This is a genomic window from Blautia massiliensis (ex Durand et al. 2017), from assembly GCF_051861785.1.
In the GTDB taxonomy this organism is placed as follows: Bacteria; Bacillota; Clostridia; order Lachnospirales; family Lachnospiraceae; genus Blautia_A; species Blautia_A luti_A.
In genome coordinates, this window is sequence record NZ_CP146725.1 from 999,958 (window position 1) to 1,020,702 (window position 20,745).

Genomic DNA, 20,745 nt, shown 5'->3' on the forward strand with positions numbered 1-20,745 from the left:
GCAAAGAAAAATCATTATAATATAACTTATCTAAATTATTATTTTTTCCTATCGCTTATCATTTCCATAAGCGACAGGTGATTTTCTCTCAAATTGCATAGTTTTTGAATCTTAATCAATGATAGCATTGCACCCTGTCACTGTCAAGATACGAAAAATGCATCACTTTCGACCAAAAATGCAGGTTTTTTCGGTTGATTTTTTTATATACGACAAATTCTCCTTTTTTTCGCTTATTAGTGGTCACAAAAATGGTCAGACTTTTGCTATAATAATGCGAAAAGGAGACTACGATTATGCCTAGAAAAGGGGAAAATATCAGAAAAAGGAAAGACGGAAGATGGGAGGCGCGCTATGAAAAATGTCGTGACCAGAATGGACGGATCCAGTACGGATATCTGTATGGTCGTACATACGAGGCTGTAAAAAAGAAAAAGCTGACTGTTTTATGTCAGAATAATCTTCAAAACTCTCCGGGAAAGTGTTATGTATTTCGAAACCTCAGTGAAGAATGGATGTTATCCATGCGTTATGCTGTAAAGCTCAGCACCTATGCCTGCTACGAAACACTTCTTGATACACATATCCTTCCGGAATTTGGTGATATGCCGTTGAAATACATCTCTTCTGCTTCCGTATATGCCTTCTCTGAAAAGCTGAAACAGCAGGGGCTTTCGCCACGTACCATCAAAAATCTTCTGATCCTGTTCCACAGCATTTTACGCTATGGTGAAAAACAGGGGGATCTGAATCTTTCACAGCTTGAATTTCGGTATCCCAAAATAAATACCATTCCTTTTCAGCTTATTTCTCATGAACATCTCACAAAGCTGATCACAGTTCTCTCTGCTGAGGACTCAGAATTTCCCATCGGCATCCTGCTATGTATTTATACAGGGATCCGCGTTGGCGAGCTCAGCGGTATCCGGTGGGAAGATATTGATTTTGATAAAAAGCTGCTTCATATAAGACGAACGATCTCACGGATAAAAAATCTTGATTATTCTGGTGAATCTGATGAAGAACCCAAAACTGTTTTAATGATAGGTCCTCCTAAATCAGTCTCATCCATCAGGGATATTCCAATCCCTGATTTTTTATTGAAAAAAATGAAGCGGATTGCTGCTGAACCTGATTCATACCTGCTGACGGGTACGAATCGTAAATGTATGGAGCCCAGAAATATACAGCGTAAATTCCAGAAGCTCCTTCAGCAATGTGAAATCCCCAGTATCAACATTCATTCTCTCCGGCATGCTTTTGCCACCCGATGTACAGAGATGGGATTTGACAGCAAGACGCTTTCTGAAATTCTGGGACATTCGTCCGTCAAGATCACCATGGATATTTATGTGCACAGCAGCATAAAACAAAAACAGAAATTCATGGAAAAGCTGAACTATTAGCAGTCAGAATTATGGTCAAAGCAGGCCGGAAGTCCGCATTTATACGGGTTTCCGGCCTGCTTGTCGCTTATGGAAATGATAAGCGACTTTTTTGCCCTCAAAAAAAGCACCACGGCAGACATCCCTCCGGGACTGTCTGCCGTATTTTATATCGCTTTTATGTTTTTATGTAATTAAGCTTTCTGTTCCTTAAGCCTCATATCCATTAGGGTTCTGGCTCTGCCATCTCCAGGAGTCTGCACACATCTCGCGGATTCCGTTCTCTGCCTTCCAGCCAAGCTCTTTCTCAGCTTTGGTTGCATCGGAGTAGCAGGTTGCGATGTCGCCTGGGCGGCGTGGTTTGATCACATATGGGATCTTGACGCCGGTAGCTGCCTCAAAGTTCTTAACGATATCAAGAACACTGTAGCCTTTTCCGGTTCCAAGGTTGTAGATGCTTAATCCGGAATTGTCTTCCAGCTTCTTAAGGGCTTTTACATGGCCCTTGGCAAGGTCTACTACGTGGATGTAGTCACGGACACCTGTTCCATCCGGTGTATCGTAATCGTTTCCGAATACGCCAAGCTCTTTCAGCTTGCCTACTGCTACCTGTGTGATATATGGCATCAGGTTGTTCGGGATACCATTTGGATTCTCACCGATGGTTCCGCTCTTATGAGCACCGATCGGGTTGAAGTAACGAAGAAGAACTACGTTCCACTCCGGGTCTGCCTTCTGGATATCTGTAAGGATCTGCTCCAGCATGGATTTGGTCCAGCCATATGGGTTGGTACACTGTCCCTTCGGGCACTCCTCGGTGATCGGGATCATTGCCGGATCTCCGTATACGGTTGCTGAGGAAGAAAAAATAATATTTTTAACATTATGTTTTCTCATCACGTCTACAAGAGTAAGGGTTCCTGCGATATTGTTCTCATAATACTCCCACGGCTTGGCAACAGATTCACCAACTGCTTTCAGTCCTGCAAAATGAATACAGGAGTCGATCTCTTCTTTGTCAAAAACTTCATTTAATGCTTCGCGGTCCAGGATATCTGCTTTATAGAATTTCACCGGTTTGCCTGTGATCTTGGATACTCTGTCCAGAGCCTTCTCACTGGAATTGCATAAATTGTCAACTACTACAACATCATATCCTGCGCTCTGCAGCTCTACAACGGTATGACTTCCAATGTATCCTGCTCCACCTGTTACTAAAATTGCCATAGTTTTTCTCCTCCTCTATTGGATCTAACTGTTCCTGTTTATTTTAGCACTGTTCCTGTTTATTTTAGCACTGTTCCTTTGTTTCCACAATAGCAGAAAACCAGGTTTACTACCTAATCCCAGAGTCCCTGCGGATAAAGTCCCTGATCCTTCAGATTCTGGATCGCGGCTACCACTACCGGTTTGTCCTCTTTATAGGTCACTCCGTACCATTTATCCTGTGTGGTAAGGACCCTGACTGCTGCCTTTTTTTCCTGGAGGAGCTCGTCAACTACAAACGGAAGGAAATATTCGCATTTCAGAGGATTTTCCGGAATGCTCTTTTCAAGGAATACCGGGAAGCGTTTTACCAGCTCTTTCATAAATCCGCCGGTGAATCCCCACATGTTCATGGATACCGGAGTCTCTCCCGGGAGACTTGTCCAGGTTTTTCCATCGTCCTCTGTGTAGGCTGCTCCGCCGTCACGTTTCTCAATGTGTGTTCGCTCATTGATATCTGCAAGATATCCATTTTCATCTGTCTCACAGACACCTCTGGAAACGTAGCCATTGTCTGTCAGGGTATTCTCAAGACGGTAGCCTACCATCATATACTGGGCAGGTACGATGTCCTCCTTGGCCTGGATCAGGAAATCATACGCCATCTTAAAAGCATGGGTTCCATAATAATCATCTGCATTGATCACCACAAACGGTCCGTCGAGCTCTCCGGCACAGCTTAATACCGCATGTCCGGTTCCCCATGGCTTCACACGGCCTTCCGGAACCTGGAAGCCTTCCGGGATGTTGTTAAGATCCTGATGCACATAAACAATCTCCACCTTGTCACTTAAGCGGTCGCCGATGGCATCGCGGAAATCCTGTTCATTCTCTTTTTTTATGATGAATATCACTTTCTTAAAGCCTGCACGTACGGCATCATAAATGGAAAAATCCATGATGATATGACCTTCCTGATCTACAGGATCGATCTGTTTCAGTCCGCCATAGCGGCTTCCCATTCCTGCTGCCATTACTACCAGAACCGGCTCTTTCATAATTTTGTTCCTCCTGATTTTTAGAAATACAGGGATTTTTTCCCATACATATTTTAAGCCGGTCAGATTCTCATCCGACCGGCCTTTGAACCTTTTTTTATTATACTACACATCACCGTGAAATCCTACTGATTATTTTCAGTTTATTTTCGGTCAGAAGTATTCTCCGGGAAAACGATCTCCATCCTGGTTCCAACTCCCTGTTCACTTTCCACGTTAATCTGTGCATGATGAAGCGTTGCTCCATGCTTCACAATAGAAAGCCCCAGACCTGTTCCGCCGGTCTGCCTGGAATGGCTTTTGTCTACCCGGTAAAAGCGCTCAAAGATCCTTCCCTGTTCACTTTTCGGGATTCCGATTCCGTCATCTGCCACACAGTAGAACGGATGCCCTTTCCGGTTGCCTACCATGATTCGCACATGACCATTCTGTTCTGTATAGCGAACTGCATTGTCTGCAATATTAAAAAGCATCTCATAGAGTACATGGCGGACACCCTTGATCTTCTCTGTACTTCCGGCAAGCTCAAGGAAAATATTTTTCTTTCCGGCAAGATGTCTGAGATTATTTCTTACGTCTTCCGCAAGCTCATAAAGATCCACCTCTTCAAAAGGAACCTCACTGTTGCTTTCATCCAGTCTGGAAAGCTGGATGATATCCGCTACCAGATTGGAAAGTCTTATTGATTCATGGTAGATCCTTCCGGAAAATTCCTGTATATGATCTGCCGGAACCATGCCGTTCATCATAAGCTCCGCATAACCGGAAATGGACATCAGCGGGGTCTTCAACTCATGGGAAACATTTGCAGAAAATTCCTTCCGGATCTCCTCTGCCTCCTTCAGTTCTTTTACCTGCTGCCGGATCTGCCGGTTCTGTTCATCCACCCGCACAAGAAGGGGACGCAGCTCCTCATAGCACACATTGTTCAGCGGATGCTCCAGATCCAGATCGTTGACCGGACGGATCAGCTCTCTGGTCTGTCTCTGTGCAAAAACAAACTCCAGGATCAGTACCAGGAGCATCAGAAGTCCCAGCACAGCAAGACTTGAGATCCATGTGGAATATATGGAGTCTACGGTTTTTCCTACACGGAGCACGTTTCCGTCATCCAGCTTCACCGCATAATAAAAGGTCTTTTTTGCAAAGGTTTCTGAATAACGGATGCTTTCGCTTTTTCCATTTTTTTCTGCCTGTATAAATTCCGGACGATCACTGTGATTTGCCAGTTTTTTCGGAGAGGTCTCAGAATCGTAGAGAACGGTTCCGTCTTTACGGATGAGAGTCACACGACTTGAGGATACTGTCCGAAGCTTTTTTGTGAGAAAGGAATCTCCATACTCATCCATGGCAAGGCAGATATACTGCGCTTCCTCACGGACTCCCCGCTGCATGTATGTGTTTAATTTGCTGTAGGTGACCACACTTGCTGCCAGAAACGTGACAAGAACAGCAAAAATGATCATAATGCTTGTATGATGCAGAATTTTCTTTTTCATACATGATCTCCGATCCGGTATCCCACGCCACGCACTGTCTCGATCAGATTTCCGGCTTCCCCCAGCTTTTGTCGGAGAGTCCGTACATGAACATCTACAGTCCTTGTTTCTCCGTCAAAATCATAGCCCCACACATGGCACAGGATCTGGTTTCTGGACATGACCAGTCCTTTGTTCTCCATAAGATATTCCAGAAGCTCGAATTCCTTTCTGGTCAGCTCCTTCACCTCACCCTGATAGCTGACTTCGTGACGGGACACATTGACACGAAGACCCTTACAGTGCAGCTCCCTCTCTTCGCTCTGCCTTGCGCAGCGCCGAAGGACCGCTTTAACCCTAGCTACAAATTCCATCATCCCGAAGGGCTTGGTGATGTAATCATCTGCGCCGCCCTCCAGACCTTTTACCTTGTCAAACTCCGCTTCTTTGGCTGTGACCATGATCACCGGGATATCCCGGGTTCTGGTGTCACTTTTCAGTCGTTTCAAAATATTATACCCATCTTCACCCGGGAGCATGATGTCCAGCAGGATCAGTTCCGGCAGATTTTTTTTCATGGCTGTGTCAAGTTCTGCCCCGGTTTCAAAACCTTCTGCCTCAAAGCCTGTTGTCTCCAGGGTATAGACAAGAAGCTCTCTGATATTTCTCTCATCTTCCACACAGTAGATCATTCTATATCCTCTCTGTTCGTTTTTTTGCCGTTGGCACTTCACAATCGTCTGGTCTTTTTTGTTCCATGCCTTCAGTATAACTGCTTTCTTTTTACTGCACAAGCCCTGGCCGTCTGCTGATACAGATAACCAGGGCATAGCATTATTTCGATATCTTTTTATTGGCTGCCTGCCGCTGCCATCTGGGCTGCCGCCGGCTCATCCTTTATTTCCGGAAGCTGATACTGTCTCCGGATCACCTCCAGCTCACGGTAGAAGGTTTCATCCGGCCCATGTTTGATCTGCTTCAGGTGCTGATGTGTATCAAAAGCATCTTCATGAACCTGTGTCACACAGACACCGATATTGGAACAGTGATCTGCCACACGCTCCAGGCTGGTAGTCACATCGGACAGGATGAATCCCATTTCAATGGTACATTCTCCGGCGCGAAGTCTCTGGATATGCCGGTACTTCAGTTCCTTGCTGAGTTCATCGATCACTTCCTCCAGTGGCTCGATCTCTCTCGCAAGCTGCACATCCTGATTTTCGTAAACCTTGTAAGCAATATCTACAATGTCTTCCACCGCATGCTCCATGACACGTAACTCTTCCAGCGCCTTATCTGAAAACTTCAGGCCTTTTTCATAAAGCTCCTGTGCGGATTCCATGATGTTCACACCGTGATCGGAAATCCTCTCGAAATCACCGATACAGTGAAGCATGATGGAAACGCTGTGACTGTCATGAACGGAAAGATCCTTCTGGTTCAGTTTTACAAGATAGGTTCCAAGTTCATCCTCATAGCGGTCTACCTTTTTCTCTGCTTCTTCCACCAGAGCCTTTCCTTCTGCGCTGAAATTCTTCAGAAGGTCCAGGGCGGTAAACAGAGTTCTGTGAGAATCCTCTGCCATTTTTTTCGCTGCATTCCTGCTCTGCTCAACTGCAAATGCAGGTTTCTCCAAAAAACGGCTTTCCAGGATCATGAAATCCGGATCTGCTGCCACCTTTTCCTCCTCTTCCTTCCTGTCGCGGATAGTAAGACAGGCAAGCTTCTCCAGAGCCTTTCCAAACGGAAGAAGAACAAGAGTTGCCGTGATATTGAAGGTACTGTGCAGGATCGCGATCCCGGCCGGAGTCGCTGCCTGTTCCATGAATGAAAAATGTACTGCTGCATTTATCGCATAAAATACTGCCATGAACAGCATGGTTCCGATCAGATTGAAATACAGATGGATCATAGCCGCACGTTTTGCGTTTTTGCTGGCTCCGATGGCTGAAAGGATCGCAGTGATACAGGTACCGATATTCTGTCCCATGATAATAGGAAGTGCTGCACTGAACGGTACCATTCCAGTAAGACACAGCGCCTGGAGGATACCAACCGATGCGGAAGACGACTGGATGATCGCTGTCAGCACTGCTCCAGCCACAACTCCAAGGATCGGATTGGAGAATTTCACCAGCATTCCGGTAAACTCCGGTACCTCTGCAAGAGGTTCCACAGCTCCACTCATGGCATTCATTCCATACATCAGGATCGCAAAGCCTACAAAAATCGCTCCCACGTCCTTTTTCTTCTGGCTTTTTGTAAACATGATCAGAACCACGCCGATCAGTGCCAGAATCGGTGAAAATGACGTCGGCTTAAAAAGCTGGATAATAAAGTTGTCACTCTGGATACCTGTAAGACTTAAGATCCATGAGGTTACGGTAGTACCGATATTGGCACCCATGATGATTCCCACAGCCTGGGACAGCTTCATGATTCCCGAGTTTACAAAACCAACGACCATAACGGTAGTTGCCGAGGATGACTGGATCACTGCAGTCACACCCAGTCCAAGAAGAACGGCTCTGATGGGATTGGAGGTAAGTGTCTCCAGGATCCGCTCAAGCTTTCCGCCTGCAACCTTCGCAAGCCCATCTCCCATTAAGTTCATTCCATAAAGGAAAATAGCAAGGCCGCCAAGCAATGCCAGTACGCTGAAAAAGTCCATAATACTCTCCTTCACTTTCTCTTTTTGATATGTTTGATTTCCTTTTTTCTCATTTCAACGATTTTCATAATAGCGGCCTATTGTAAAATTTTCCCCACTGGAATGTAAAATCTGTGTAAAAAAATAAAACAGAGGATCCTGTTACGGGAAACCGATTTCCCGTCAGGATCTCTCTGTCCTATATATCGTTCAGAATCCGCGGATCTCCTCATCCTCAGATCCGGTCTTGTCGATGGATTTTATTACAAGGTAATAGCTGTAATCATCATTGACCTTTACTTCCACCCGGTCTCCTACACGATGACCGCGCAGTGCCTTGCCGATAGGCGATTCAATACTGATACGGTTTTCCATGGAATTTCCGCGGATGGAAGTAACCAGCTTGTACTTCTCCACCTCATTATCTTCTTCAAAAAGAACTTCCACGATATCATCCATTCCCACTTCGTCAGATCTGGAAGCATCGGATACAATGGATGCCGTCTTCAGCATCCTCTCCAGATAACGGATGCGGCTCTCGTTCTGATTCTTATGCTTCTTGGCTGCATAATACTCAAAGTTCTCACTTAAGTCTCCCTGGGCACGTGCCTCCTTGACCGCCTCAATGGCTTCCTTGCGTACTACCAGTTTACGGTGTTCGATCTCCTGCTCTATTTTTTCAACATCCTTGCGGGTAAGCTGTTCTCTCATTTCTCTGGCATCTCCTTTTCTTTATAACATTCAGACTGATCCTGGATCTGTTCTCCACTTCCTGTGAAGCTTCTGTCACAGATACAGGATTTCTGGAAGGTTACCGGAAATACCATAGCAGATACGCTCTGCTTTGTCAAACAGCGCATACCTGTTCTTCGGCTTCCTTCTGCTGGTGTACTCGCTGTTCAATATAATCTGCCATATGTGCTTTGGGGATATCCAGTAACATGGAAAATTCAGAATAGAGATGATCCTCTGCAAGCTTCAGATACCGCTCATCTGTAGCGGTTGTTTTTTTGCCATGAGATAATCTGGCCTGTTTTCTGACGTAGATCGTTTTGATGATCCGAAGAAGATCTCTGCATTCACAGGTACGGATGCATTTCTTGTAGCTATCCTCCCGGAATTTCTCATTCTCAATACTCAGTGTCTCAATGGATGGGATCTCATCGATAAGCCTCTCCGCTTCTTCCCTCGTAATGATTCCGCGAAGCACCTGCTTTCCACCTTCCACCGGTGTAAATATCTTCCCATCTGTCTCTCCTCCGGGCCTCAGTACATAATAAAGCTTCTCGCCGGAGGAACCATCCACCCTCATTGTGGTAACTCCTGTTACCTGGCAGATGCCGGTACGACCATACACAACATATTCGCCTGCTTCAAACATTTTTCCACTTCCTTTCATTTTTTTGCTTTTCTTTTGTTATCCTGGCGCTTATTGTGCTCTAATGAAAGCTCCCTGCCAGGTTATATATCCAGACAAGGAGCTTCTCACTGAGGATTCTATCCTTATTTTACTACTTTTCCCATTTATTTGCAAAAGAATTCAAAAAGCTTTTTTATTTTTGTGAAATATGCCCACAATGAGGGCATATATTTTTTGTTATAATTCTTCTTTTTTCTTTCTTCCCAGACGGATGTCTTCCATATGAGATTTCAGTTCCGGTGTCATACTGTCAAAGAGATAGGTTTTGCTGTTGTCCCTGCGCTCCTGCCATTCTTCTCTCATCTGCTGTTTTGCGGAAGCGATCTCATCTTTGAATCCGCGTGCTGAGATCCTGGCGGCTCCCTGTCCCATAATGATGATCTGCTCCAGTCCGTCTGATGTGGCAACTGTCACGTTATGTTTCCGTCCGATTTTATGGACAGTGCGTTCAATATACTGGTCTGCAGTTTCCGCTTCTTTTGTATAGACAACATGAATATTATGATACTGGAAGGTTTCCTCCGGATGGCCCTCCACACGGTAGGCATCAAATACCAGGATCAGGATGCAGCCCTTGATCCCCTGATAATCGCTTAATATATCCATTAACCTGGACTGTGCCGCATGAAAGTCTGCCTGTGCCAGATCTCTTAAATCCTCCCAGGCAAATATGATATTGCAGCCGTCCACCAGCAGATAGTCCTCTCTGTGGATGGCCGGACTGCTGTTTCTCCAGGCGCCGTGACCGGATTTTGCCGGAAGGCCGGAATCTGCTGCACCTTTGCCTCCCTTCCCGGAAAAGCTGCTTCCGCTTTCCGGATTTCCAAAGCTTCGGCTGTTACTGCTGTATTTCTTTGAGCTCACCGGACCAAAGGTTTTCTCAAAGATTGCCTTCAGTTCTTTTTCCTCTTCGTAGCTTCCATACATGGAGGTATATTTTCCACGGCCGGCATTGGCTGTTCTGTGATCCGGACTGTTTTTGGCTGTTCCCTGAACTGAACGCACTCCTGCAGAGCTGTTGTCGGAATCCTCATAGGCATCATTACTGTCCGGAAGCTGAGTTCCTTCCAGATGCATGTATTCTTCTACCTCATACCAGGGAACCACGAAGCCTGCTCCATGGGCACAGAATACAGAGCCTGTAGGATTCTCAAGATCTCTCTCGGAATCATATCCGATCTCCTCTGCGATCTGCTCCTGATCCTGACAGGGTTCATAGCCCTTCAGAGTACAGGTCAGATGACCTCTGCCTCTTGTGTAGGAAACTACCTGGCTCTGATAATCCCTCATTTTTGCCACCGGCGCACTTCCTGTGATCACCGACAGCTCTCCCTGGGTTTCCGGCCCCTGGAAGGTTCCCTGCATCCTCTGGATATCCGTCATGGCACGTCCTACATTTTCTGCCGGAACCTCAAGTCGGAAGCTGTAATAGGGTTCCAGAAGAAGTGTCTCCGCTTTCTTGAGGCCCTGGCGCACAGCACGGTAGGTCGCCTGCCGGAAATCTCCACCTTCCGTATGCTTCTGATGTGCCCGCCCGGTAAGAAGTGTGATCTGCATATCGGTGATGGGTGATCCGGTAAGGACTCCCAGATGCTCTTTTTCCTCCAGATGTGTCAGGATCAGCCGCTGCCAGTTCCGATCCAGCTGATCTTCATTTGCCGCAGTAAAAAACTGCAGTCCGCTTCCTCTCTCTCCCGGTTCCAGAAGAAGATGCACCTCCGCATAATGACGAAGCGGTTCAAAATGTCCCACGCCTTCCACCGGTGCGGCAATGGTTTCTTTGTATACGATATTACCGGTTCCAAATTCTACTGCCACATGAAAACGCTCCCAGATCAGATGCTTCAGAATCTCGATCTGTACCTCGCCCATCAGCATGGCGTGGATCTCTCCCAGCTGCTCATCCCACATGATATGAAGCTGCGGTTCTTCCTCCTCCAGCTCCTTCAGGCTTTTCAGCATCCTGTGGGCGTCACAGCCCTCCGGAAGGATGATCTGATAATTCAGTACCGGTTCCAGCACCGGCATGGCAGAATCCGCCTCAATGCCAAGTCCCTCTCCCGGATATGTTTCGGTAAGACCTGTAACTGCACAGACGGTTCCTGCCTCTGCCTCTTTGAGCATTTCAAATTTTGCACCGGAATAGATACGGATCTGATCCGCCTTTTCCTCCCAGATCTCCTCTGCCGGAATACCATTTCTTCCTGCATTGGTCAGCGTCTCCTTAACCTTCAGGCTGCCGCCGGTGATCTTCATATAAGTGAGACGGTTTCCCTGCTCATCTCTGGCGATCTTAAAGATCCTGGCTCCGAATTCTGCGGGATAGGACGGTACTGCCATGTAGGTCTCCATTCCATGGATAAAAGCATCTACGCCTTCCATCTTCAGGGCAGATCCAAAAAAGCATGGAAAAAGCTTTCGCTCCAGGATCAGCTCTGCCACGTCCTTTTTTGCGATCGTTCCTGTTTCCAGGAAGCTTTCCAGAAGGTTCTCCTCACACATGGCGATATTTTCCAGAAAATCATCCGTTCCATTTATTTTATCAGAAGCGCCCTGCGTTCCGGATATATTCTCTTTTTCTGCTTCACTGGCGTTGTCTTTCAGCTGCATTCCTTCAGCTGACGGAGATTTCCCGGAGTTATCCACAGGATTCTCCTTTTTCCCTGCTGCTTCTGCACCGGAGCATTCCAGTTCTCCACTAAAATCCACACAGCATCCGCTTAATTTCTTCTTCAGCTCCTCAAGAAGTCTTTCCCTGTCCGTTCCTTCCTGGTCCATTTTATTTACAAAAAGAAATGTTGGGATCTTATACTGTGTCAGCAGTCTCCACAATGTCTGTGTATGCCCTTGCACACCATCTGCGCCGTTGATCACCAGGATCGCATAATCCAGCACCTGCAGGGTACGCTCCATCTCAGCAGAAAAATCCACATGCCCCGGCGTATCCAGAAGTGTCACTTCCATATCCCCCATGGAAAAAACTGCCTGCTTTGAAAAAATGGTGATTCCTCTCTCCCTCTCAAGCTCATAGGTATCCAGATACGCATCCTTGTGATCGACTCTTCCGATCTTCCGGATCCTTCCGCATTTAAAAAGCAGGCCTTCCGATAATGTCGTCTTTCCTGCATCCACATGGGCAAGCACGCCCAGACTTATATGTCTGTGTTTTATATTCTGAGGTTTTTCTCCCATTGAAAATACCCCTTTCTGTTGTAATGATATCCAATATCATAACATAGAAAGGGGTATAAGTCGAATTTTGTTTCGGTCTGTGATTCAGGAATCCAGGTAGGCTTTCAGCTTCTCCAGATCCTTTTTCATATCTGCTCTTCCTGTCTGGTAGATCCGCTCCAGATTGCTCTCATCACGCTCGATCATCGCCGCCTGGATGGGACTGCTCGGACGGATGATATGAACGCTCCCCTCTTTTTCCAGAGAAGCCAGTTCCTCCAGTGTTTCATTATAATGGATATGCCGTTCCTCCAGATCTTTCAGAAAAGCCGGATATTTATGTAATACTGCTTTCAGAAAAAGCTGCATCTTCGGGTTTGCTTTTTTTCGGTACTTCACATCTCTGGTAAGCACCACTACGTTTTTTTCGTATCCCCGGGAAAGCATCCACTTAACCGGGATCGGATCAGACACACCACCGTCCAGAAGTCTCTTTCCCTCAAGCTTCACCGGTCGGGAGGCTACCGGGATCGATGCAGATGCGCGCATCCATTCAATATCCTCCACATCTCCGTTGGGACATTCATGATACACCGGTTTTCCTGTATCCAGGTCCGTACACACCACTGTAAATTTCATGGGATTTTCCGCGTAGGTCTGACGGTCAAAAATATCCAGCTTCCAGGGCAGTTCATAATATCCGAATTCCCGGCTGTATACATCTCCTGTGGTGATCCAGTTCCGAATGCTTGCAAGTCTTTTATCCTTGCAGTACTTTTTGTTATAGCGAAGAACTCTTCCGATCTGCCTGGACTTATAATTGCATCCAAAAACAGCTCCAGCCGATACGCCCACCGCACTGTCCGCATAAATCTCATTTTCCATCAGAACATCGATCACGCCGGCTGTATACAAGCCTCGCATACCGCCGCCCTCCATAACGATACTGAATTTTTTCAATTGTGTTTCTTCCATTTATTTGTCCTCTGTATTCTGTCTGGCAGACTCTGCTGCCCTTATGCTGTCATCTTTATGTCCCATTTATTGTACTTTTTGAATTATATCGGTCTTTTCTGCCATATATCTATATCCATTATCAGAATATCTTGGTTGTCCACTTGCTCATATCCCAGACTTCATTTACCACATCCTGGTAAAATTCCGGTTCATGGCAGATGAGAAGGATACTTCCGCGGTATTCCCGGAGAGCTTTTTTCAGCTCGTCTTTTGCATCTACATCCAGATGATTGGTAGGCTCGTCCAGAAGAAGAATATTGGTGTCACGGTTCACCAGCTTGCAAAGACGCACTTTTGCCTGCTCACCACCGCTTAAAACTCGTACCTGGCTCTCAATATGCTTGGTCGTCAGCCCGCATTTCGCCAGCGCGGAACGCACTTCATACTGGGAAAATGACGGAAATTCCTGCCAGAGTTCTTCGATACAGGTAGTTCGATTCTCACCTTTAACTTCCTGCTCAAAATATCCGATCTCAAGGTTCTCGCCCTGCTCCACGCTTCCGGAAAGAGGCTTGATCAGTCCGAGAAGGCTTCGAAGAAGTGTTGTTTTTCCTATTCCATTGGTTCCCACCAGTGCGATCTTCTGTCCTCGCTCCATAGTAAAATTCAGTGGCTTGGAAAGCGGCTCATCATAACCGATCACAAGGTCATGTGTCTCAAAAAGCATCTTTCCTGGTGTTCGGCCATAACGGAATTTGAACTCCGGCTTCGGCTTCTCTGCCGCCAGCTCGATCACATCCATCTTGTCCAGCTTTTTCTGGCGGGACATAGCCATGTTTCTTGTGGAAACACGGGCCTTATTCCTTGCCACGAAATCCTTCAGCTCACTGATCTCCTGCTGCTGTTTGCGGTAAGCAGCCTCCAGCTGTGCCTTCTTGACCGCATAGACCTCCTGGAAATGATCGTAATCTCCTACATAACGGTTCAGTTCCTGATTTTCCATATGATAGATAATGTTAACTACAGAATTCAGGAAGGGAATATCGTGGGAAATAAGGATAAAGGCATTCTCATAATCCAGAAGATATCTTTTCAGCCATGCAATATGCTCCTCATCCAGATAGTTGGTAGGCTCATCCAGAAGCAGGATATCAGGCTTCTCAAGAAGAAGCTTCGCAAGAAGTACCTTGGTTCTCTGTCCGCCGCTTAGATCCGTAACATCACGGTCAAGCCCAAGATCCAGAAGGCCCAGAGCTCTGGCAACCTCCTCCACTTTGGCATCGATCGCATAAAAATCGTGAAGTGTCAGTTCGTCCTGGATCGTTCCAAGCTCTTCCATCAGACCATCCATCTCGTCAGGATCTGCAGTTCCCAGCTTGTCGCAGATTTCGTTCATCCGTTCTTCTTTTTTGAGGAGAGGATCAAAAGCGGATTTCAGCACCTGGCCGATGGTCATCCCCTTTTCCAGAACTGCATGCTGATCCAGATAGCCTGCGTGGACATTTTTTGCCCACTCTACCCTGCCCTCATCCGGCATCAGTTTTCCGGTCACGATACTCATAAATGTGGACTTTCCTTCACCATTAGCGCCTACAAGTCCGATGTGTTCTCCCTTAAGAAGCCGGAAAGATACATCTTCGAAAATCGCTCTGTCTCCAAACCCGTGGGTCAGGTGTTCTACATTTAAAATACTCATTTGTTATATTCCTTTATCATTGTGGTTTTTCTGTTTTCCCGGAAGGGATTTTTAATAATGCTATAGTATTATACTTGATATTTTTCTCTGCTGTAAAGTCAAATCTCTGTATACACTGCGATCGGCTGACTGGCAGCTTTTTGTATTACCGGTTAAGCTGCTGAATACTATTGAATAATTTTCCATCTTCCTACCTCATTATCTTCTGTAAAAATCCTGATCTTATTTATTATGCCATCGGATCTCACCGTTTAATATGAGCGGATAACGGATCAGCTTGTCTGAATCAAGGTTTTCCGCATACATATCTACTGCGGTTATCTGGTGATTATCATATGTGGTATAATAATAGATTCCCTTTGTCGTGTTGCAGCATGAAGTATAGATCGTGATCTCATATGCGCCCTCTGATACCTCACAGCATCCCCGCTGCTGATCAACAGAGCCTAAAATATGGAAAAACTGGCTGACACTTTCGTTTTCCCCATCTCCGGATATTGCGTTTAATTTTGTAAATGCAACCTTTACAAATCTTGACTGGCTTGAAAGATCTCCCGGAATTCCCATTCCGCCCATTCCTCTGCTGTATGGATCCAGCTCCAGCACTCCTGCAAATGTACTTTCCGGCTGCTTTCTGGATACACCCGCATAATTGTTAAGTGCAAACATCTGACCGGGAAATGGAGGATTATTTGTAAGTACGCCAACAGGATTGTCATAGATGTGCATTCCGTCTTTCATGGATTCTACAACGATGCATTCCTCCCTGTCTGCGATCATCCAGTGAAGCTGTGCCGTTGGAAGCTGTTCACTGAAAGGTGTTCCCATAAGTTCCATATTGGAAAGCATCCTCCTTGCTTCAGCCACCGAAGCACACTGGGTAAGGATCCATGGAATAAATTCATATTGCGCCACCTGGACAAGATCTTTATCTGTCTCTGCCGCTTCCTCTGCATATGCCGCATTCCCCACAAAGTTAAGTCCTGCCATACCCAGTCCCTTTTCATTAGCCGCATCATAATAAAGCGGATAATCTCCTGCTACAAACGCCATTCCTATAAGAGCATAATGTATTTTTGCTTTTCCCGCATATCGGAAATCGAACTCATAATTTCTTGGGGTTATGGTCACCTCTTCCCCATAGGAAAACTCATAGTCAAGAGTTCTTCCCATATAAAAATCCTTTGTCTGATACGTTGCTGCTGTACACATAGATCTACACCTCTTCCTTACAATAATCCTGCAAACAATCTCATGAAAAGCTGTCCCAGACGAAGATATGCACTGCGTCCTGTACGGTATTGTTCTGTTACTTCCCGACATTCCTTCATTGTTTCTTCCAGGTCATTTCTTATAGATAACACAGCCGGACTGTCTGCCATAAAGCATCCGTTTTCAAAATGATGATAAAGACTTCTGTAATCCAGATTTATGGTTCCGCAGGTTGCCATACAGTCATCTGCCACGCTCATCTTGGCGTGACAGAAGCCAGGTGTCCACTCATAGATCCGCACTCCATTTTTAACCAGTCCATGATAAAAGGAACGTGTAACACTGTAAATCATTTTTTTATCCGGGATTCCCGGTGTAATGATCCTGACATCAATCCCCCGCTTTGCAGCAAGACACAGCGCATGTGTCATTTCATCCGTAATGATCAGATATGGCGTTATAAACCAGCAGTATTTTTCAGCTTTGTTGACCATGCTGATATAAACTTCCTCTCCTACCTGTTCATCATCCATTGGACTATCTGCATAAGGCTGTACAAATCCGTTCTGAGCTGCCTTATATTCTGATCTTATAAAATATTTGCTGAAATCCTCATTATTATTCCTGTCATTGGCTGCATTCCACATTTCAAGGAATGTTGCTGTCAGCGACTGAACTGCATCACCTTCAAGACGGATCCCGGTATCCTTCCATTGTCCGTAAGGATTGGTGTAATTAAAATATTCATTTGCCAGATTATAGCCGCCTGTGAAAGCTGCTTTTCCATCGATCACGGTTATTTTTCGATGATCACGGTTGTTCAGAAATACATTCAGTCCCGGCATAAACGGATTAAATACCCGGCAGTGGATTCCGATCTGCTCCATCTTTTTTACAAAATCCGTATTAATAAAGCCAATAGAGCCCATATCATCATAAAATACCCGCACTTCCACGCCTGCCTGTACACGCTCCTCCAGCACTTTCTGGATCTTTTTCCAGGCCTCTGCATCTTCTATCGCATGGTATTCCATAAAAATAAACTTTTCAGCCTTTGACAGTGCCGATAACTGTGCTTCTAATCCCTTTACCGCCTCATCATAATAAACAATATCCGTATTCTGGTATACGGGATAACCTGCATTTTTCCAAATATACTCACTGATATTTCCTGCTTTTGGGATTTTGTTTTTGATATTTTCCAGTTTTTCCCGATTATCCGGCAGAAGCGGCAGAAGCTTTCTGTCGATATCCGCATATCGTTCTCGCATTTTACGAGTTCCGCCATTTAATCCGATCAGCAGATACAGCGCTACTCCCATGATCGGAAACACAAGTATCAGAATGATCCACGGCATTTTCATGGAAGAGGTCTGGTCGGATGCATATAGTGCCAGAACCAGAATTCCTGCAAAGACTCTGGTCAGCAGATTAACGATCTCCGCATATTCATTCAGCCTTGTGATCACGATAATGATAAAAGCTGCTTCCAACAAAATACAAAGCACCGAAAAGCATAATCGAATGACACCGTTTTTCGTTTTTGCTCTGCCCTCCAGTGTATCCTGCTTCATAAAACCGCCCCTTTCTGCATGGAATGAGAATTTTCTGTTGTGCGTAAGCCTAACTGAATATTCCTGTTGCGTAATAAAATCAACAATTATCTTCTATACTGCAAACAGCGCAGCTCTGACCTGATAATTCCTTGTCCACTGTAATAAAAAATGAAATAAGAAGAAAGCCCTGGAAGCTGCAACTTCGAGGGCTTTTGATTTTTTTGTTATAAACACTTTAATTTTTTTTTGCCTGCGAGCATTATAACATATGCGATTTTTCTTCGCAATATACTCTGTATACTTTTTAAGATATTTTGTGCGGTGGTGCGGAGTATTTTCATGGGTTGCCCTCCTGTAAAAACGTATTTTCCGTTTTTATTTTCCGAATTGCTATTGACACTTCCTCAACAGCAACTGCTCTGTCTATTTTCTTCTTCCTGCTGCACTTCCTGCTCATGCAGCTGCTCTTTTTTCTGCCCGTCCCCTTTCAGGATTTCCTGCACATTCTCCTGTGCTCCAGGCCAATCCTGCATTTCCAATTTGATCTTCTCTTAAAAATCGCCCATACACCTTGTCCTGAATCAAAAGGGCTATTTTCCAGAACATTGTTCATCACTTATCCTCTCAGGGTTGCTCCATCTTCTTCCCATTCTCACATACCATAGCGTGGAACAGAATCATGTCGGACAGTTCATCTGCAAGTTGGATTTATCTCAAATAAACTGGACTTCCCCTCCGCAATCCCTTGTAGTTGCTGGCTTTAACGGCATACACGTTTGTGCTTTGTGCGAATCTTTTCTGACGAGCAGTTTCTACCAAGTTATTTTTCTATTTCTTCCTCGTTCCAAACCTCTTTTGCAAGGTTGAATACTGCCCATCCCTTTGGCCATCCTGCATAGAATGCTATGTGGGTGATAATCGCTGCGATTTCTTTCTGTGTTACTCCATGATCCTTTGCATTCTGTAAATGGAATTTTAAAGAAGAATCTGTAATTCCCTGTGCCATCAGTGCTACGACTGTGATAATGCTTCTTGTCTTTAAATCAATATCTTCGTTGTTCCAATTCTCTCCGAACAAAACATCATCGTTGAAATGTGCAAACTCCGGTGCAAATGTTCCCAGAGCATTTCTTCCTGCCGTCTGTGTGATCTTTGCCATGATATCAACCCTCCGTCTTTCTTATTTATGGTAATTTGTTGTACTCTTCTTCTGGTAAGAACTCCAGCCACTCATTGGAAGCTCCTTCTGCCGGAACCTCAACTGCCAGATGCTGGAACCAGCTGTCTTTCGCTGCTCCATGCCAGTGTTTTACTTCCGGTGGAATATTTACCACATCTCCAGCTTTCAGTTCACGGGCCGGTTTTCCTTCTTCCTGATACCATCCTCTTCCACCAGTAACCATAAGGATCTGACCACCCTTGTGATGGATGTGGTATGCATTGATTGTTCTTGGAGCGAAAGTAACCAGACCAACAGGTACTCTCTCTGTTGTAAGCATATTCAGATAACATTCACCTGTAAAATACTTTGCAAATGCTACATTTTCCTCACCGATTGGAAATACGTTGCCACCGCCTAAGTCTTTTTTCATCTGTTCGATATCCATGAAAATCTCCTCCTTGCGTTTTTATTTTATGGTACAACCTGAATCAAGCTTTAGGTCAATAGGTTTTGCAACTTTTTACATAAAGTTCACATTTTTCCTGTGACAGTTTGCATTTCAGATTCACTTTATTTCTTATCGTTTTTTATCATACACCCATATTGCTTCCTATGTCCAATACCCATTATTGTAGGTTGCTTAATGCCTTTTAAGCATAATCAAATTTTATATCACAATGCAAAACAGACCTGCCGCATCCTGGCAGATCCGCTTTGCATTGTGGTATAGCTTAAAGCTGTTTGATAAGATTTAATTTCCTTTTGGACAGTGCCTTTTTCAACTTTTGATTCTCTTTTTTCAGATTCTCATTCTCGCTCTTCAGCTTCTGTATCTGTTGCTATAGCAGATACATTGATTTCTATTATTTTATCTTGCTGTTCCGCATTCGACCTCGCACCCCCGGAACCATCCCTGCATTTCTTCTGGGAAAGGGGACACTACAGGTGGGCGGCTGGCCTGCCGCCACTCACAGATGTCCTGAGGGTCTTTCTGATTACAACCCGGAGTCCATCTTCCGCTCTTTGGCTGGTAACGTGTATCATTATCCCCCGTCCGTGATCCTGGCGAAAGGCTGCCACCGCCTTATTCACAGTTATGCTTCCTCGCTCCAAGTCTAAGAATCTTTACCCTATACTTAATCATGGCGCTCATGCTGTCACGCTTCTACGGTTGGGAACGTACCTGTAGTGCCGATATTCACTTGCCAAAGAACAGCCGAGAAATGTCCCTCTGCTTACTAGCCGATGGCAGTGTATTTTTTTATTCACTTCACAAAAAAATATTTTATCTTGCATCCCCGGATCTGTTTTTCTTCTTTGCCGGATTCTTCTGTTTTGCATCGTTCTTACGGCTTTCTTTCTGTTTTTTTGCTTCTTCCGGCGGCATCTTCATCACATGGAATTCTCCGTTAAACAGGGTGAAAACTTCCGGTGACTGATATTTTTCTTTAAACTTTTCAATCTGCTCCGGTGTCAGCGAAGTAAAATCGTCTTCTGTCAGTCCTACTACAAGGAATGTTCCGGCAATGGCATCATAGACCTGTCCTCGGTCATCGTACAATGCCCGATTTAACGGCAGCCCCTCAAATTTTCCATTGCCGTTTAAAAGAATTCCAACCTCATCCTCAAACGGATAGGTCATCTCAATGTCACCACCTACCGCCTACTGCAGATCCTCCAGCTCATTGGGGATGATCTTGACATAAGGTGTTTTCATCGGCTCGACTACCAGCACCGTCATCATTTCTTCCTGCATTTCGGACACTTCTTTCTCATCCATCGTATCAATCCTCC

18 protein-coding genes and 1 pseudogene are annotated in these 20,745 nt (G+C 45.3%); 1 reads left to right on the forward strand and 18 read right to left on the reverse strand.

The annotated features are described in order from the left end of the window. Positions 1-296: 296 nt before the first annotated feature. A complete protein-coding gene (locus V9W66_RS04790; RefSeq protein WP_144095501.1) occupies positions 297-1,406 on the forward strand; it encodes a tyrosine-type recombinase/integrase in 1,110 nt (369 codons plus the stop codon). Positions 1,407-1,595: 189 nt separating this feature from the next. Here V9W66_RS04790 and galE read toward each other — a convergent pair whose 3' ends face one another. The 18 genes and pseudogenes from galE to V9W66_RS04880 all read right to left on the reverse strand — a co-directional run bounded on the left by galE (position 1,596) and on the right by V9W66_RS04880 (position 20,731). Next, positions 1,596-2,612: a UDP-glucose 4-epimerase GalE gene (gene galE / locus V9W66_RS04795; RefSeq protein WP_015527335.1), complete on the reverse strand. Its 1,017-nt coding sequence runs from the start codon at positions 2,610-2,612 to the stop codon at positions 1,596-1,598. A gap of 113 nt (positions 2,613-2,725) precedes the next feature. After that, entirely contained in the window at positions 2,726-3,649 is a 924-nt protein-coding gene (locus V9W66_RS04800) for a sugar phosphate nucleotidyltransferase (protein WP_144095503.1), read from the reverse strand. A gap of 143 nt (positions 3,650-3,792) precedes the next feature. Then, the gene (locus V9W66_RS04805) at positions 3,793-5,148 is read right to left on the reverse strand and encodes a sensor histidine kinase (RefSeq protein WP_144095505.1); all 1,356 of its coding nucleotides are present in this window, start codon (positions 5,146-5,148) and stop codon (positions 3,793-3,795) included. Continuing rightward, positions 5,145-5,819: a winged helix-turn-helix domain-containing protein gene (locus V9W66_RS04810; protein WP_118368681.1), complete on the reverse strand. Its 675-nt coding sequence runs from the start codon at positions 5,817-5,819 to the stop codon at positions 5,145-5,147. Before V9W66_RS04810 ends, V9W66_RS04805 begins: the two co-directional genes overlap by 4 nt. Positions 5,820-5,977: 158 nt before the next feature. Beyond that, positions 5,978-7,798: a Na/Pi cotransporter family protein gene (locus V9W66_RS04815; RefSeq protein WP_144095507.1), complete on the reverse strand. Its 1,821-nt coding sequence runs from the start codon at positions 7,796-7,798 to the stop codon at positions 5,978-5,980. Positions 7,799-7,987: 189 nt separating this feature from the next. Continuing rightward, on the reverse strand, positions 7,988-8,488 hold the full coding sequence (gene greA, locus V9W66_RS04820) for a transcription elongation factor GreA (RefSeq protein WP_015527340.1): 501 nt from the start codon (positions 8,486-8,488) through the stop codon (positions 7,988-7,990). Beyond that, entirely contained in the window at positions 8,485-8,628 is a 144-nt protein-coding gene (locus V9W66_RS04825) for a hypothetical protein (protein ID WP_158526432.1), read from the reverse strand. The genes greA and V9W66_RS04825 overlap by 4 nt, the downstream gene beginning before the upstream one ends. Beyond that, positions 8,625-9,158 (reverse strand): CarD family transcriptional regulator, encoded by a 534-nt coding sequence (locus V9W66_RS04830; protein WP_243121819.1) that lies wholly within the window; start codon positions 9,156-9,158, stop codon positions 8,625-8,627. The genes V9W66_RS04825 and V9W66_RS04830 overlap by 4 nt, the downstream gene beginning before the upstream one ends. A gap of 216 nt (positions 9,159-9,374) precedes the next feature. After that, a complete protein-coding gene (locus tag V9W66_RS04835) occupies positions 9,375-12,389 on the reverse strand; it encodes a translation factor GTPase family protein (protein ID WP_144095511.1) in 3,015 nt (1,004 codons plus the stop codon). An 84-nt stretch (positions 12,390-12,473) separates the two neighbouring features. Continuing rightward, complete coding sequence (locus V9W66_RS04840; RefSeq protein WP_144095513.1) at positions 12,474-13,343, reverse strand: patatin-like phospholipase family protein; 870 nt, start codon at positions 13,341-13,343, stop codon at positions 12,474-12,476. 121 nt (positions 13,344-13,464) lie between these two features. Continuing rightward, on the reverse strand, positions 13,465-15,021 hold the full coding sequence (locus V9W66_RS04845; RefSeq protein WP_144095515.1) for an ABC-F family ATP-binding cassette domain-containing protein: 1,557 nt from the start codon (positions 15,019-15,021) through the stop codon (positions 13,465-13,467). A gap of 222 nt (positions 15,022-15,243) precedes the next feature. Then, complete coding sequence (gene bsh / locus V9W66_RS04850; RefSeq protein ID WP_144095517.1) at positions 15,244-16,233, reverse strand: choloylglycine hydrolase; 990 nt, start codon at positions 16,231-16,233, stop codon at positions 15,244-15,246. 17 nt (positions 16,234-16,250) lie between these two features. Further along, complete coding sequence (gene cls / locus V9W66_RS04855; RefSeq protein WP_144095520.1) at positions 16,251-17,807, reverse strand: cardiolipin synthase; 1,557 nt, start codon at positions 17,805-17,807, stop codon at positions 16,251-16,253. 386 nt (positions 17,808-18,193) lie between these two features. Continuing rightward, positions 18,194-18,328 carry a hypothetical protein gene (locus V9W66_RS04860; protein ID WP_279231854.1) on the reverse strand — a complete coding sequence of 45 codons (135 nt, stop codon included), beginning with the start codon at positions 18,326-18,328 and terminating at the stop codon, positions 18,194-18,196. A 281-nt stretch (positions 18,329-18,609) separates the two neighbouring features. Further along, positions 18,610-18,948, reverse strand: a complete 339-nt coding sequence (locus V9W66_RS04865; protein WP_015513396.1) for a carboxymuconolactone decarboxylase family protein — start codon at positions 18,946-18,948, stop codon at positions 18,610-18,612. 25 nt (positions 18,949-18,973) lie between these two features. Continuing rightward, positions 18,974-19,396 (reverse strand): cupin domain-containing protein, encoded by a 423-nt coding sequence (locus tag V9W66_RS04870; RefSeq protein ID WP_144095522.1) that lies wholly within the window; start codon positions 19,394-19,396, stop codon positions 18,974-18,976. A gap of 840 nt (positions 19,397-20,236) precedes the next feature. Continuing rightward, positions 20,237-20,602 (reverse strand): annotated as a pseudogene (locus tag V9W66_RS04875) (DUF3846 domain-containing protein); the annotation flags it as partial. Between the two features lie 12 nt (positions 20,603-20,614). Further along, complete coding sequence (locus V9W66_RS04880; RefSeq protein WP_243121821.1) at positions 20,615-20,731, reverse strand: DUF3846 domain-containing protein; 117 nt, start codon at positions 20,729-20,731, stop codon at positions 20,615-20,617. Positions 20,732-20,745 lie beyond the last annotated feature (14 nt).